Source organism: Knoellia subterranea KCTC 19937, from assembly GCF_000768685.1.
Lineage (GTDB): Bacteria > Actinomycetota > Actinomycetes > Actinomycetales > Dermatophilaceae > Knoellia > Knoellia subterranea.
On sequence record NZ_AVPK01000015.1, the window covers coordinates 29,255 to 44,409 of the forward strand.

At 68.9% G+C, this 15,155-nt stretch carries 14 protein-coding genes; 4 read left to right on the forward strand and 10 right to left on the reverse strand.

The genetic code is table 11. From position 1 onward, the window contains the following. Positions 1 to 21: 21 nt before the first annotated feature. Complete coding sequence (locus N803_RS16450) at positions 22 to 543, reverse strand: GNAT family N-acetyltransferase (RefSeq protein WP_245617348.1); 522 nt, start codon at positions 541 to 543, stop codon at positions 22 to 24. A 3-nt stretch (positions 544 to 546) separates the two neighbouring features. Continuing rightward, a complete protein-coding gene (locus tag N803_RS16455; RefSeq protein ID WP_035907347.1) occupies positions 547 to 2,547 on the reverse strand; it encodes a TIGR03960 family B12-binding radical SAM protein in 2,001 nt (666 codons plus the stop codon). A gap of 79 nt (positions 2,548 to 2,626) precedes the next feature. On the opposite strand from N803_RS16455, the gene N803_RS16460 reads away from it, so the two are divergent. From N803_RS16460 to N803_RS16470, 3 genes are read left to right on the forward strand one after another with little or no spacing between them, the layout of a single operon-like run. Further along, positions 2,627 to 3,214: an RNA polymerase sigma factor gene (locus N803_RS16460; RefSeq protein WP_035907377.1), complete on the forward strand. Its 588-nt coding sequence runs from the start codon at positions 2,627 to 2,629 to the stop codon at positions 3,212 to 3,214. Next, positions 3,211 to 4,176 carry a hypothetical protein gene (locus N803_RS16465; protein ID WP_035907349.1) on the forward strand — a complete coding sequence of 322 codons (966 nt, stop codon included), beginning with the start codon at positions 3,211 to 3,213 and terminating at the stop codon, positions 4,174 to 4,176. The genes N803_RS16460 and N803_RS16465 overlap by 4 nt, the downstream gene beginning before the upstream one ends. A 38-nt stretch (positions 4,177 to 4,214) precedes the next feature. Next, positions 4,215 to 4,790, forward strand: a complete 576-nt coding sequence (locus tag N803_RS16470) for a protein-L-isoaspartate O-methyltransferase family protein (protein ID WP_035907350.1) — start codon at positions 4,215 to 4,217, stop codon at positions 4,788 to 4,790. Positions 4,791 to 4,838: 48 nt separating this feature from the next. Here N803_RS16470 and N803_RS16475 read toward each other — a convergent pair whose 3' ends face one another. After that, a complete protein-coding gene (locus tag N803_RS16475) occupies positions 4,839 to 6,728 on the reverse strand; it encodes an AMP-dependent synthetase/ligase (RefSeq protein WP_052112404.1) in 1,890 nt (629 codons plus the stop codon). Between the two features lie 131 nt (positions 6,729 to 6,859). Further along, positions 6,860 to 7,366: a DUF4442 domain-containing protein gene (locus N803_RS16480; protein ID WP_052112405.1), complete on the reverse strand. Its 507-nt coding sequence runs from the start codon at positions 7,364 to 7,366 to the stop codon at positions 6,860 to 6,862. 80 nt (positions 7,367 to 7,446) lie between these two features. On the opposite strand from N803_RS16480, the gene N803_RS16485 reads away from it, so the two are divergent. Next, positions 7,447 to 8,034 (forward strand): TetR/AcrR family transcriptional regulator, encoded by a 588-nt coding sequence (locus tag N803_RS16485; protein WP_052112406.1) that lies wholly within the window; start codon positions 7,447 to 7,449, stop codon positions 8,032 to 8,034. Here the strand turns inward: N803_RS16485 and N803_RS16490 are convergent. From N803_RS16490 to infB, 6 genes are all read right to left on the reverse strand, one after another. Further along, entirely contained in the window at positions 8,031 to 9,158 is a 1,128-nt protein-coding gene (locus N803_RS16490; protein WP_156969837.1) for an FtsW/RodA/SpoVE family cell cycle protein, read from the reverse strand. The genes N803_RS16485 and N803_RS16490 overlap by 4 nt on opposite strands. Before the next feature lie 26 nt (positions 9,159 to 9,184). Beyond that, entirely contained in the window at positions 9,185 to 10,156 is a 972-nt protein-coding gene (locus N803_RS16495; protein ID WP_035907384.1) for a bifunctional riboflavin kinase/FAD synthetase, read from the reverse strand. A 10-nt stretch (positions 10,157 to 10,166) separates the two neighbouring features. Further along, entirely contained in the window at positions 10,167 to 11,081 is a 915-nt protein-coding gene (gene truB, locus N803_RS16500) for a tRNA pseudouridine(55) synthase TruB (RefSeq protein ID WP_035907355.1), read from the reverse strand. Continuing rightward, positions 11,078 to 11,584, reverse strand: coding sequence for a 30S ribosome-binding factor RbfA (rbfA, locus tag N803_RS16505; RefSeq protein WP_035907358.1), 507 nt, complete (start codon positions 11,582 to 11,584; stop codon positions 11,078 to 11,080). The genes truB and rbfA overlap by 4 nt, the downstream gene beginning before the upstream one ends. 65 nt (positions 11,585 to 11,649) lie before the next feature. Then, positions 11,650 to 12,567 (reverse strand): DUF4262 domain-containing protein, encoded by a 918-nt coding sequence (locus N803_RS17720; RefSeq protein ID WP_084764631.1) that lies wholly within the window; start codon positions 12,565 to 12,567, stop codon positions 11,650 to 11,652. Positions 12,568 to 12,703: 136 nt separating this feature from the next. Further along, positions 12,704 to 15,155, reverse strand: a 2,452-nt coding sequence (gene infB / locus N803_RS16515; protein ID WP_084764633.1) for a translation initiation factor IF-2, incomplete at its 5' end; no start/stop codon positions are given.

The window sequence follows — 15,155 nt, forward strand, 5'->3', positions numbered from 1 at the left end:
TGGCACGCGGGTCCGACAGCGTCAGTCCAGGTCGAGCCGCATGAGGTCGTCGGCAGGCCAGAACCCCAGCGACGCGTAGAACGGGATGGACATCTCGCTCGGCGCCAGGACGATGCGCACCATCCCCTCGGCGCGAGCCCACGCGACGATCTCCGTCATCAGCGCCGCGGCGACTCCTTGGCGGCGATGCTCGGGGACGACGAAGACATTCGCTACGTAGACCCACCGGCCGGCGGGCCTCCCGGGGACCGGCATGCGTTCGAAGATGGCCGCGTTCGCCATGCCGAGGGGTATGCCATCCGCTCCCCTTGCGATCCAAGCCCGCCGCCCTGCCCCATTGCGTTCCCACCACGCGCGCAGGTCGTCGGCGAGAGCCGCGGCGTCAGCGTCAGACTCGGCCGGCTTCCATGCGAGACGGAGAGCGATGAGGTCGTCGAGCTCACCAGCAGCGACGAGCGTGACCAGGAAATCGTGGGATGGCCCGGCAATATCCGCGTCACGACGCGATTTCCGCGTCAATGCGTCACCGTCGTTGGCGGCCACCGCTCAGGCGTGTGTGCGTTCGGCCATGGCGGCCTTGCCCGCACCGAGGACGGTGAGCGGCAGGAGCACCTTGCCCGTGGGCCCGATCTCGATCTCGGTGTTCATCTGCGGACACACACCACAGTCGAAGCACGGCGTCCACCGGCAGTCGTCCACCTCGGTCTCGTCGAGGGCGTCGAGCCAGTCCTGCCACAGCCACTCCTTGTCGAGACCAGAGTCGACGACGTCCCACGGCAGGACCTCGGACTCCTCGCGCTCGCGCGTGGTGTACCAGTCGACGTCGATCGGCCACTCCATCGTGGAGAACGCCTTCTCAGCCGCGGACATCCACAGGTCGTAGGAGAAGTGCTCGCTCCACCCGTCGAACCGACCACCGTCACGCCACACCTGCTCGATGACGGCGCCGACGCGGCGGTCGCCACGAGACAGCAGTCCCTCGACGATGCCCGGCTTGCCGTCGTGGTAGCGGAATCCGATGGACGACCCGAGCCGGCGGTCGGACCGGATGGCGTCACGCAGCTTCTCGAGGCGGGCGTCCGTCTCGTCCGACGACAGCTGGCCAACCCACTGGAACGGTGTGTGCGGCTTCGGCACGAACCCACCGATCGACACGGTGCAGCGGATGTCCTTGCGACCACTGACCTGGCGACCCGTCTCGATGACGCGCTTGGCGAGCTCGGCGATCTGGAGCACGTCCTCGTCGGTCTCGGTGGGCAGGCCGCACATGAAGTAGAGCTTGACGTTGCGCCAGCCGGCACCATAGGCCGCCGACACGGTCTTGATGAGGTCGTCCTCGGTCACCATCTTGTTGATGACCTTGCGGATGCGCTCGCTGCCACCCTCCGGGGCGAAGGTCAGGCCGGAGCGACGCCCGTTGCGGGTCAGCTCGTTGGCGAGGTCGATGTTGAATGCGTCGACGCGGGTCGACGGCAGCGACAGACCGGTGTTGGTGCCCTCGTAGCGGTCTGCCAGACCCTTGGTGATGTCGGCGATCTCGGTGTGGTCGGCCGACGACAGCGACAGCAGCCCGACCTCCTCGAAACCCGTTGCGGCAAGGCCCTTCTCGACCATCTCGCCGATGCCGGTGATGGAACGCTCGCGCACCGGGCGAGTGATCATGCCGGCCTGGCAGAAGCGGCAACCGCGCGTGCAGCCACGGAAGATCTCGACCGACATGCGCTCGTGCACCGACTCGGCGAGCGGCACGAGCGGCTGCTTCGGGTACGGCCACGCGTCGAGATCCATGACGGTGTGCTTCGAGACGCGCCACGGCACGCCCGGCTCGGTCGGGGCGATGCGCTGGATGCGACCGTCCGCCAGATACGTCACCGAGTAGAACTCGGGGACGTAGACCCCGCCCGTCTTCGCAAGGCGCAGCAGCAGCTCGCGGCGACCACCCGGCATACCCTCGCTCTTCCAGGTGGCGATGAGGTCCGACACCATCAGCACGGCTTCCTCACCGTCGCCGATGATGGCGGCGTCGACGAAGTCGGCGAGCGTCTCGGGGTTGAACGCAGCGTGCCCGCCGGCGATGACGATCGTGTCGCCGTCGACGCGGTCGCGGGCGTGCAGCGGGATGCCGGCGAGGTCGAGCGCCGTGAGGAGGTTGGTGTAGCCGAGTTCGGTCGAGAACGAAACGCCGAGCACGTCGAAATCGCCGACGGATCGGTGCGCGTCCACGGTGAACTGCGGGACCCCGTGCTCGCGCATGAGGGCCTCCATGTCGGGCCACACGGCATACGTGCGCTCGGCCAGCACGTCGGGGCGCTCGTTGAGCACCTCGTAGAGGATCATCGAGCCCTGGTTGGGGACACCGACCTCGTAGGCGTCGGGGTACATGAGCGCCCAACGCACGGTGACACCATCGGCGCTCGCCCCGCCACAATTCCAGTCCTTGACGGTGGAGTTGAGCTCGCCACCGACGTACTGGATCGGCTTGCTCACCTGCTCGAGCAGGGGCTCGAGGTCAGGGAACAGGGAGGCGCCGGCAGTACGGGTGTGCATGGGTCAAGGGTACGTTCGGTCGCGCTGAGTCCCCAAAGTCGCGCGACACACTTCCGGGGCGGGGAGGCATGTAGTGGACATGAGCACAGACACGGGGCCACCCGACGACGAGGACCGTCGCCGGATCCGATTCGAGACCCTTTACGACGCCACGTATGCCGGTGTGCTGCGTTTCGTGCAGCGGCGCGTCCACGCGACCCACGCCGAGGACGTGGTCGCCGACGTCTTCACGGTCGCCTGGCGGCGGATCGACGACGTGCCCGCGGATTCAGAGGAAGCGAGGGCATGGCTCTTCGGCGTCGCCCGACGCATCCTCATGGCGACCCAGCGCGCGGAGGGCCGTCGACAGGCCCTCACCGTCCGGGTCGAGGATGACCAGGTGACGGGGGCGCTCGGCTCGGGACTCGACCACGACCTCGTTCTCCACCACGTCGACCTCGCCCGGGCCTGGCGGCGCCTCAGCCCGGTGCACCAGGAGTCCCTCGCGCTCGTGATCTGGGACGACCTCACGTCGACCCGGGCCGCCGACGTGCTCGGCATCTCCGCCGTGGCCTTCCGGCTGCGGCTCTCGCGAGCGCGCCGCGCCCTGCGCCACCACCTCGCACCGAGCGCGGCCTCCCCCACGACACCCTCGACCAGCCTTGCTCCCGAGAGGAGCCCCCGATGACGAACCTCAACTCCGTCACTGACGACCGCCTCGATGCCGCCGTGCGGCGCCTCGACCCCGCGGCTACTGCTGGGCCCGGGCTCAGCGCGGCCGAACAGCACCGCGCCGACGACCTCCGCGCCCGGATCCTGTCGACCGGTCCGAACGAGAACGTCCTCGGCCGCCCACCTCAGGACCCCACTCCAACGCGGGGTCGGCCCGGGCTTCGGTGGGTCCTCGCGGGCGGCGCCGTGGTCGCTGTCACTGCCGGGCTGCTCGCGATTCCGCGCTTCGGCGCCGAGCAGGGCGACGACCGGCCGACCGCGCCCGCGGCACCCGCCGCATCGACGTCGCACTCGGCATCAGCGGTCGTGCCGGCCGCCCCCACCACTGCGCTGAGCGACGTCGCGCAGAACCTCGGGGACAAGTGCGCGACCGACCTCAAGAAGTTCGCGAGTCGACCGCCGAGCCAGGCAGTGGGCTCGTTCTCCGCCGCGCAGCTCGACAGCATGCACACGATCCTCGGGGAGCGACATGGCGCCTACGACATCGTCGTCCTGGGGAACGATGCGGGCTACGACGCGCAGTGCATGTACCAGGTCGGGGGTACGGAGCCCAGCGCCAAGGGCGGGATCAACCCGCTCGAGACACCATCGCCCTCCTCCGTGTCGGTCAGCCTTGCGGGCGAAATCACCGAGGGGATCGTCGACGGGAAGTTCGAGAGGAAGTCCGGTGCCGCGCTCTACGGTCGCGTGGGTTCGCAGGTCGTCGGTGTCTCCGTGCGGAATTTCCGGGGTGAGGTAGCCACGACGGTCAGGGACGGATGGTTCGCTGCGGCCTGGACTGACCTCGAACAGGACCCCTCGCACGAGAAGGCGACCGTCACCCTCACCCTGGCAGACGGCACAAAGGTCGGCCCGACCCCGTTCAGCGACCTCGCTGAGCGGAGTATCCCCGACACCCTCTTCTATCCGGCCGGCTGAAGAGGCACTCCTTCGCGATCGGGCGTCACACTGGAGGGATGGATCCCGCCGACCGGGTGGCGGAGGCGATGGCGGCGTGGCCGCGCACGCCGTTCCTCCCCCGACGCGAGCGGCGCCACACCCACCGGGACGCGCCGCTCCCGATCGGGCACGGCCAGACGAACTCCCAGCCGCGGACGGTCGCGGCGATGCTCGAACTGCTCGATGTCCGACCCGGTGACCGCGTCCTCGACGTCGGCGCCGGGTCGGGGTGGACGACGGTGCTGCTGGCGCACCTCACCGGACCGACGGGGTCGGTTCTCGGCGTGGAGCGGATCGCGGAGCTCGCCACCGTGGGTGCCGAGAACGTCCAACGAGCCGGTATGCCGTGGGCACACCTTCGCGTCGCCGTTCCGGGAGTTCTCGGGGCACCCTCCGAGGGGCCGTGGAACCGGATCCTCGTGTCGGCAGAGGCGTCCACACGGCCGACTGCCCTCGTCGACCAGATCACCCCCGGCGGAGTGATGGTCATCCCGGTGGCGGGCTGGATGCACCGTGTCGTCCGGACAGGCGACGGCGCCGTGCTGGTGGACCAGCACGGCGCCTATCGGTTCGTCCCGCTCATCGAGGACTGAAGACTCCTCCGCGAGTTCCTCTCACTTCCGGCGGGAAAGTTGGGGCGCTCAGGCTCCGGCGTAGTGCGCGTCGAGCATGTCCTTGTAGCGCTCGGAGACGACCTTGCGCTTGAGCTTGAGGCTCGGCGTGAGTTCACCACTGTCGACAGTGAGGTCGTGGTCGAGGATCGTGAACTTCTTGATCGTCTCCCAGCGGTTGAGGCCGGAGTTCAGCTCGTCGACGTAGCCCTGCACCATCGCGTGCGCCTCGTCCGAGGAGACGATCTCGGCGTAGGACTTGCCACCCATGCCGTTGGCGTCGGCCCATCCCTGGATCGCCTCGGGGTCGAGGGTCACGAGGGCGGACACGAAGTTGCGGTCGGCGCCGTGGACGACGAACTGGCTGACGTAGGGGCACAGGCCCTTGAACGTCGACTCGATGATCGAGGGTGCGACGTACTTGCCGCCCGACGTCTTGAAGAGGTCCTTCTTGCGGTCGGTGATCTTGAAGAAGCCCCGCTCGTTGACCTCACCGATGTCGCCGGTGTGGAACCAGCCGTCCGCGTCGAGCACCTCGGCCGTGGCTTCGGGGTTGTTGTGGTAGCCGTCCATGATGCCGTCGCCGCGCAGCAGCAGCTCCCCGTCCTCGGCGACCTTGATCTCGGTGCCCGGGAGGGGCCAGCCGACCGTGCCGTAGCTGTAGGCCGACGTGCGGTTGACCGTCGTCGCGGCGCTGGACTCGGTGAGGCCGTAGCCCTCGCCGACGAGCATGCCCACGGAGTCGAACCAACGCGCCACATCCTGGTTGAGCGCCGCCGAGCCGGAGATGAAGAGGCGCACGCGACCACCGAAGCGCTCGCGCACCTTGGACAGGACGAGCTTGTCGGCGAGCGAGTGCTGGAAGCCGAGGAGCCCGCTGGGCGCCTTGCCCTGCTCGCGCAGGAGGCTCACCTCGCGCCCGACACCCGTGGCCCAGCGGAAGAGCTTGAGCTTCACGCCGCCCTCTTCCTCCATCATCATGTTGACCCGGTTGTAGGCCTTCTCGAAGATGCGCGGGGCAGCACCCATGAACGTCGGCTTCACGACGGCCAGGTTGTCGACGATCTTGTCGATGCGGCCGTCGATCGCCGTGGGGAAGCCGATCTGCAGCGGCAGCGTGAGCAGAAGCTTGCCGAAGACGTGGGCGAGCGGGAGCCAGAGGTACTGGAGGTCGTCCTCCCGCAGGACGGAGATGGCGTCGACCGCAGCCGCCTCGTAGGTCCACGACTTGTGCAGGAGGCGGACACCCTTGGGACGGCCGGTGGTGCCGGACGTGTAGATGATCGTCGCGAGACGATCGGGGGTCAGGGCGTCGATGCGCTCGTCGATCAGGCCCGGCGTGCGCTCAAGGGCCGAACGGCCGAGAGCCATGAGCGCGTCGAGCGAGATGACCCAGTCATCCTCACCGGTCGCGGCCTCGGGGTCGAAGGTGACGACCTTGCCGACACCGGGCACGGAGTTGGCGATGCGACGGAGCTTGGCGACCTGGTCGGCGTCCTCGGCGAAGACGACCTTGCTCTGCGAGTCGCCAAGGATGAACGCGACGTCGTCGTCGATGGTCGTCGGGTAGATCGTCGTCGTGACCGCACCGGCGACCATCACGCCGAGGTCGGCGAGGGCCCACTCGTAGCGGGTGGACGACGCGAGCGCGACGCGCTCCTCCGGGCCGACGCCGAGCGCGACGAGGCCGGCACCGATCTCGTGCACCGCGTCACGGACTTCGGACCACGTCGCCGTGACCCACTCGTCGGAGCCGTCAGCTGCGGCTCCGACCTTGGCGTACTGGAAGGCCACTGCGTCGGGCGTGGCTGCTACGCGTTCACGGAAGAGGTGGCCGACGCTGGCGGCGCGCTCCTCGATCAGGCGGAAGTCGACCGGCTCGTCACCGGGGGTCTGGATCTGGGGGGCAACGCTCGTCATGGCAGGCATCCTCATCATTGGGGGTGTCGTTGCCGGATGCTCCCACAACGGCGCTGCCGAATTCAGCCCGTCCGCGACAAACGTGACCGACGGGTAATGCGAAAGGCCCGCCAGCCGCCTCGCGCGGGGGCTCAGACGGCGACCGCGGTCCTCTCGGTGACCTTCTTCTTGAGACGGACGTAGAGCTGGCGTCGGACCTGCGCCACCACCTCGCCGTCGTCGTCGAGGACGTCGGACTCGACCCACCGGAGGACCTTGTCGCCATCCTTGGCCGCCTCGCGCAGCTCGTCGAGGAAGGCGTCCGTGACCTCCACGGTGAGGTGGAGGCGCCCCCGACCCGGGCGCACGAAACGCACCTCCGCGGCCTGGTCCCACACGATGTAGTCGTCGCCGAGGGAGCGCAGAGTCAGGAACATCCAGAACGGATCGCTCATCGAGAAGATCGACCCGCCGAACTGGGTGCCGACGTAGTTCCGGGTGAGCAGGTGGCTGCCGAGTTCGACCCGCACGCGCCGGAAGTCGTCGCTCAGCTCGGTGATGCGGATGCCCGCGAACGCGAAGGGCGGCCAGATGTTCATCGCGCGACGAGTGAACGCGGCACTGCCGCCGATCGTCTTCCAAGTAGGAATCGAGACCATGGTGTGGGACCTCCGGTGCGTTAGCATCACAGTGTTATGTTACGGAGCATAACACCGTGATGCCAGAAGGAGCGAGGCCCGTGCGAACCCCCAAGGTCACTGCCGACGAGGTCGTCCGGGCGGCCGCCGCCCTCCTCGCCACCCAGGGCACCTCTGCCCTCAGCGCCCGACGGCTCGCCTCCGAGCTCGGCACGTCGACGATGACCGTCTACACCCACTTCGGGAGCATGCCCGAGCTCGTGCGTGCAGTCGTCGCCGAAGGCTTCCGCCAGCTCGACCGCCACCTGGACGCCCTTCCCGTCACAGACGACCCGCGGGCCGACCTCGTGGCCATCGCCCGCGCGTATCGCGCCAACGCACTCGAGAATCCACACCTGTATGCCGTGATGTTCAGTGGCGTGGACGACGCACCTGCCGACCGGACCGCCGACGAGCGCCGCGTCCGCGAACATTCGCTGCGTACCCTGCGGAGCGCCTCAACCCGGGCGGTCGAGGCGGGCGCGCTCGCGGACCCCGGCGACTCGTGGGAGTACCCCCGCCGCTTCTGGGCGACGGCACACGGTTTCGTCAGTCTCGAGCTCGCGGGCCTCATCGGGTCACCCGCAACCGTCGAGCGCAGCTATCTCGCCGTCGTCGACGCCGTGCTCAACGCCTCGGCGACGCGCTAGACCCGGTCCCTGTGCCCCGCGGCATACGCCGCATTGACGATCCCGATCGCGAGCCAGGACGCAAACATCGACGACCCGCCGTAGGACACGAACGGCAGCGGCAGGCCGGTGACCGGCACGACGCCGAGGTTCATCCCGACGTTCTGGAAGACCTGGAACGCGAGCCACGTGCCAACACCCCCGCCGACGAACCGGCCAAAGGCATCGCGGGAGCGACCGGCGACGACGAAGATACGGACCACGATGAAGGACAGGAGCAACAGCAGGCCCGCCGCCCCGACGAAGCCGAGCTCCTCCCCCGCGACCGAGAAGATGAAGTCGTTGAGCTGATACGGGATGAACCCAGCCTGAGTCTGGCGACCCTCCATGAATCCCTGACCCCACCAGCCCCCCGAGCCGATCGCGAGCCGCACCTGCCGCGTCTGGTAGCCGATGCCCTGGGGATCCGCGCTGGGATTGGCGAAGGCCAGCAACCGGTCTCGCTGGTAGTCGCTGAGGAGCGGCGTGGTGAGTGCCGCCACGACGAGTCCCACGGCAGCCACTGCCATTCCGAGCACCCACCGCCGCGGCGCACCGGCCACGGCGATGACGACGAAGGCCAGAGCACCGAGCACGACGGCGGATCCGAGGTCGGGCTGGAGCATGATCAGCCCGGCCGGGATCGCCGCCAGCAGCCACCCGACGGCAACATCGCGAGTGCCCGGTGCCACGCGCCGCTCCCACCGGTCGGCGAAGACGAGTCCGAGGACGAGGGCCAGTCCCACCTTGGCGAACTCCGAGGGTTGCACCGTGAAGCCCGCGGCCACCGGGATCCAGGACCGCGATCCGTTCACGGTGAGACCGAGCGGCGTGAGGACCGCGAGCAGGCCCAGGATCGACACCCCGTAGATCCACGGTGCGACAAGACGCAGTCCGTGGTGACCCAGCCGGGTCACGCCGATCGCGAGGACGATCCCGATGGCCGTGTTGAGGAGGTGCCGGACGAGATAGGCCGTCCCGGCGCTCTCATGGGTGGCGGACCAGACGAGCAGGGCGCCGACGACCGAGGTGCCAGCGGCCCCGATGAGGAGTCCGAGATCCTGCCGGAGCCAACTGCCGCGGAACGAGGGCCCCCCGAGCCGCAAGGCCCGGGAGCCATCGCCCCTCGGGTTCAGGAGTGGACGATCTGGGTGAGCACCGCGCGGCACTGCTCGACGTCCTTGGCCATGGCCACGAGCAGGTCGTCGATGCTCTCGAAGCGCAGGGTCGGGCGGATGTGTTCGACGAACTCCACGAGGACGCGCTCGTCGTAGAGGTCGAGGTCGTCACGGTCGAGCACGTAGGCCTCGACGGTGCGCCGGTCCTTGGTGTCGAACGTCGGATTGGTGCCGATCGAGATGGCCGCAGGCATGGTCCGGTCCGGCTCGCCCGGGTCGAGGTCGAGCCGGGTCAGCCACCCGGCATACACACCCTCGGCAGGCACGAGCCCGGCCGAGTCCTGTGACAGGTTGGCCGTGGGATAACCCATCTCGCGGCCCCGATGGTGACCGTGCACGACGGTGCCGACGACGCGGTGCGGACGCCCGAGGATGCGCGCGGCAGCAGCCACGTCACCCGCGGCCAGGGCCTTGCGGACGGAGGTGGACGACCAGCGCTCACCGTCACCGGCGTCTCCGACGTCCTCGAGCGTGACGACCTCGAAGCCGTACTTCTCACCGAGCTCGCGCAGGGTCGTGACGTCGCCCGAGTTCTTGTGACCGAAGCGTGTGTCCGAGCCGACCACGACGACCTGTGCCTGCAGCCCCTCGACGAACGTCGTCACGACGAACTCCTCGGGCGACTGCTGGGCAAACTCGTGGGTGAAGTCGAGGACGAGCAGCCCGTCGATCCCCGTGGCCTCGAGGAGGTCCTCGCGCAGGGTGCCGGGCGTGATGAGGTCCGGCGCGCGGTCGGGGTGGAGAACCGCGAGGGGATGCTCGTCGAACGTCACCGCCACGGCTGCCACGCCGCGCTCGTGACCGAGCTCGACGAGTCGCGACAGCACCGCCTTGTGTCCGCGGTGGACCCCGTCGAAGTTGCCGAGGGTGACCACACAGGGACGCAGGGACTCGGGTGTGGTGGCGGGGTCGGTGAACCGGTGCACGGTGGACACTCTACGAACTCGCCGGGGCGAACACGACGTGGCTCCGGGCTGTGGCTTTCGTCTCGTCGAGCATTGCGACGAGTGCGCCGTCCGGACCGAACGCCGCAACCGGTTCCGTGCGGCCCGGCTCGGCCGACGGGAGCCGCTGCCCGTAGCCGATCGTGCGCGCCTCGGCCTCGGTCAGCTCGCGCGCGGCAAATGCCGCCCGCGCCGCATCCGCGAGCGGAATGACCGGCATCGGCTCGCCTTGCCGTTCCTCCAGTGCACTGAGGGGGTATGCCGTGTCGAGACCGAATCCGCCCACTCTCGTGCGGCGGAGCGCAGTGAGATGACCTGCCGAGCCGAGCGCCACGCCAAGGTCCCTGGCCAGGGCCCGGACGTAGGTGCCCGACGACACGGTCACCTCGACGTCGACGTCGACGAGCGGCAGACCGTCGACGTCGGTGCGACGCACGTCGCGAATTCCGAAGTGCGACACCGTGACCGGTCGTGCCGGCAGGTCGACGTCCTCCCCCGCACGAGCGCGGTGGTAGGAGCGCTGGCCCTTGACCTTGATCGCGCTGACCGAGCTGGGCACCTGCTGGATGTCACCCGTGAGCCTTGCGACGGCGGCGGCGATCGCGTCGTCGGTGACATCGCTCGCACCGGGCGCGCTCGTGACCTCACCCTCGGCATCGTCCGTGAGCGTGCTCTGACCGAGTCGGATCGTCGCCGTGTAGTCCTTGTCGCAGCCGACGAGGAAGGTCAGCAGCTTGGTGGCCCGACCGACGCCAAGGACAAGCACACCGGTCGCCATCGGGTCGAGGGTGCCGGCGTGTCCGACCTTGCGGGTGTTGCACAGTCGCCGGGCTCGAGCCACGACGTCATGGCTGGTCCAGTCCCGCGGCTTGTCGACGACGAGAAGACCGTCGGCGGTCTCGCTCACGCGCGGGAGTCGCCAGCGGTGTCGACGTCAGCCGTGTCGTCTCCGTCAGCCGTGTCGTCGGCTTCAGCGGTGTCGTCGTCGCCCTCGTCGTCGTGACGGTAGGGGTCGGCGTCGCCGGCATACGTCGCGCCGGTCGCGGCAGCGGCCACGGCCGCGTCGCGCTCACGCGCCTCGGCCAGCAGCTCCTCGAGGTGGGCTGCCGTCTCGGGGATGGCGTCCGCGATGAACTCGAGCGAGGGCGTCAACCGAATGCCCAGGTTCTTGCCGACGTGGCTGCGCAGCTTGCCGCGGTTGCTCTGGAGGATCTCGGCCGTCTTCGCACGCTGGGCCTCGTCACCAAAGACGGTGTAGAAGACGGACGCGTGCTGGAGGTCGTTGGTGACCCGGACGTCGGTGATCGTGACGAACCCGAGGTCGGGGTCCTTGACGATCTGCTCGAGCCCTGCGGCGATGAGGGTCTTGATGCGGTCGGCGACCTTGCGGGCGCGTGCGGCGTCAGCCACGACAGTCCTCCTGAACCAAGTGTGATTCGTCGCGATCCCGCGACGGTCGTCAACTCTAGTTGGCCTCAGGTCAGCGGCCGAACGACCCACTCGGCCTCGGGCGATTCGCGATAAGCCTCCTCGTCGAGTCCCATATCGCTCACGGCAATCAGGCTCGGGGCCGACCGAACCAAGTGCGACAGGTGAGCGAGCCTCATGTCGCCAGTGTCGTGCCCCGGAGCTCCGCAATGAATGCTCCAGTCCTCTCCTCGGCTCGGATCGGCCTCACGCGCCACCCAGAGGACGGCAGCACCCTCGTCGATGACGTGGGTGCACGTGAAGGCCATGCGGTCGGCTGGGACCGGGAACACCCATTGCGGGTCACAAGCCACTCCACCGGTGTGCTCGTGGGGAACCCGCCACGCCGGAGGTTGGCGCTCATTGAGCGCTGCGGGTGCGCCCGGCTGCCACGGGAAGACCCCGTGCGTCGAGGGCCAGACGATCGCCAGGGCCTCAGGACGACGCCTGTGGAACCATCCGGACCACGTCACGGTGCCACGCGACGCCTCGGCGTTGACCGCTTCGACGACGACCGGCACGCCCAGGAGCACCCCTTCGAGAACGTCGCCGGGCTTGAGCCCTCGCCCATCCATGACCCGTTGAGCCACGTCATTGAGGACGTGATGCATCACAGTCGGATCCAGCCCACTGATCAGGAGCTCGGGGTGCCCACAGCGATGACCGAGGCCGACGGTATAGGCGAAGTCCGGCCCCGCCTGCGCGTGGGAATGCTCGCCCTCATGGCTGCAATCGCACTCGTCCGAGACCATGAGCACTTGCCAGCCATGTTGGAGCACCGTGTCGATGCTCCGACGATCTGCGGCGTCGTAGGACGTCTCGGGCCGGCACACCTGGCAATCGCAGCCCGTCGACGCAGGCAGGGGCCCCATCCAGCTTGCAGGCGATTCCGTCATTGGTGTCCCTCTCCCCGTCGGGTCCGTCATGGATGTCTGGACCCGTGCCCCGAACCGTAAACGGAGGGGCCGACAACGCGCGGTACTGACCCCGAAAAGGGACCGGCCGGCATACCGAAAGACTTCGGTATGCCGGCCGGTCACCTCACGCGTGGTGCCTCGGGACTCAGGCCCGCGGCTTTTCGCGCATTTCGTACGTGGCGATGAGGTCGCCGAGCTGCAGGTCGTTGAACGACCCGAGGTTGATACCGCACTCGAAGCCCTCACGGACCTCGGTCACGTCGTCCTTGAAGCGACGCAGACCGGCGATCTCGACGTTCTCGGAGATGACGACACCGTCGCGCGTGATGCGTGCCTTGGTGCCGCGCTTGATCTCGCCGCTGCGGACGATCGATCCGGCGATGTTGCCGAACTTGCTCGAGCGGAAGATCTCGCGGATCTCGGCGGTGCCGAGCTCCACCTCCTCGAACTCCGGCTTGAGCATGCCCTTGAGCGACTGCTCGATCTCCTCGATGGCCTGGTAGATCACCGAGTAGTAGCGGATCTCGACGCCCTCGCGCTCGGCGTAGTCGGCGTTCTGGCCCTCGGCCCGAACGTTGAAGCCGATGATGACCGCGTTGGAGGCCATCGCGAGGTTGATGTTGTTCATCGTGATCGCACCGACGCCGCGGTCGATGATGCGCAGGTCGACGTCGTCGCCCACATCGATCTGGAGCAGCGCGTCCTCGAGGGCCTCGACGGAACCCGACACATCACCCTTGAGGATGAGGTTGAGGGTGTCGACCTTGCCCTGCGCGATCGCCTCGTTGAGGTCCTCGAGCGAGATGCGCTTGCGGGCCTTGGCCAGGCTGGCCTGACGGTCGGCGGCCTCGCGACGCTCCGCGATCTGACGAGCCGTGCGGTCGTCGGGCGCGACGACGAAGGTGTCGCCGGCGCGCGGGACCGAGCTCAGACCGAGGACCTGCACCGGTCGGGACGGGCCCGCCTCGTCGACGTTGTTGCCGTGCTCGTCGAGCATGGCGCGAACGCGACCGTAGGAGCTGCCCGTGACGATGGCGTCACCGACACGCAGCGTTCCGGACTGGATGAGGACGGTCGCGGTGGCACCGCGACCCTTGTCGAGGTTGGCCTCGATGGCGACACCGCGAGCGTCACGCTCGGGGTTGGCGCGCAGGTCGAGGGCCGCGTCCGCCGTGAGGAGGACGGCCTCGAGCAGCTGGTCGATGTTCTGACCCTGCTTGGCAGAGACGTCGACGAACATCGTCTCGCCGCCGTACTCCTCGGCGACGAGGTTGTACTCGGTGAGCTGCTGACGGATCTTGCTCGGGTTCGCACCGTCGACGTCGATCTTGTTGACCGCGACGACGATCGGGACGTCCGCCGCCTGGGCGTGGTTGAGCGCCTCGATGGTCTGCGGCATGACGCCGTCGTCGGCAGCGACGACGAGGATGGCGATGTCCGTGACCTTCGCACCACGGGCACGCATGGCGGTGAACGCCTCGTGACCCGGGGTGTCGATGAAGGTGATCGGACGGTCGACGCCCTCGTGCTCCTTGTGGATCTGGTAGGCACCGATGTGCTGGGTGATGCCTCCGGCCTCTCCGGCAGCGACGTCCTCGTTGCGGATCGCGTCGAGGAGTCGCGTCTTGCCGTGGTCGACGTGACCCATGACGGTCACGACCGGCGGACGCGGCGCAAGGTCGTCCTCGTCCTCCGCGTCGACCCCGATCTCGAGGTTGATGTCGAAGGAGTCGAAGAGCTCGCGCTCCTCCTCCTCGGGCGAGACCATGCGGATGTCGTAGCCGAGCTCCTGGCCGAGGACCTTGAAGGTGTCCTCGTCGAGGCTCTGGGTCGCGGTCGCCATCTCACCGAGGTGGAAGAGGACCGTGACGAGCGACGCCGGGTTGGCGTTGATCTTGTCCGCGAAGTCGGTCAGCGACGCACCCTGGCGCACCTGGATGATGGTCGAGCCATCACCACGGGGCACACTCACGCCACCGATCGACGGCGCCTGCATCTCCTCGAACTCCTGGCGCTTCGCGCGCTTGGACTTGCGAGCACGGCCGGGACGACCGCCACCGCGGCCGAACGCACCCTGCGTGCCACCACGGCCGCCGGGGCCACCGCGATAGCCGCCGCCACCGGGGCCACCGCCGGGACGACCGCCGAAGCCGCCGCCACCACCGGGACCGCCACCGGGACGACCGGCGCCACCGGCACCGGGACGTGCACCGCGTCCGGGACGCTCACCCGGACGGGCGACGGCACTGGACGACGGCATCATGCCGGGGCTCGGACGCGGGCCACCGGGACGGGGACCTGCCGCGCCGGCACCGGCGCCACCGGGGCGGGGCGCACTGCGCGGACGGGGCATGCCCTGGCTGGACGCGAACGGGTTGTTGCCGGGACGAGCGGCGCCGCCACCTTCACGACCACCCTCGCGGGTGCCGCCCTCGCGGCCACCCTCACGGCCACGGCCCATGCCCTGGCTCGGAGCGAACGGGTTGTTGCCGGGACGCGGCGCACCAGCGCCGGGGCGCGGTGCGGGGCGAGCAGCAGTGTCGGGGGTTGCCTTGGCGGCCGGGGCAGGCGCTGCCGGCGACGGGGCTGCCGGGCTC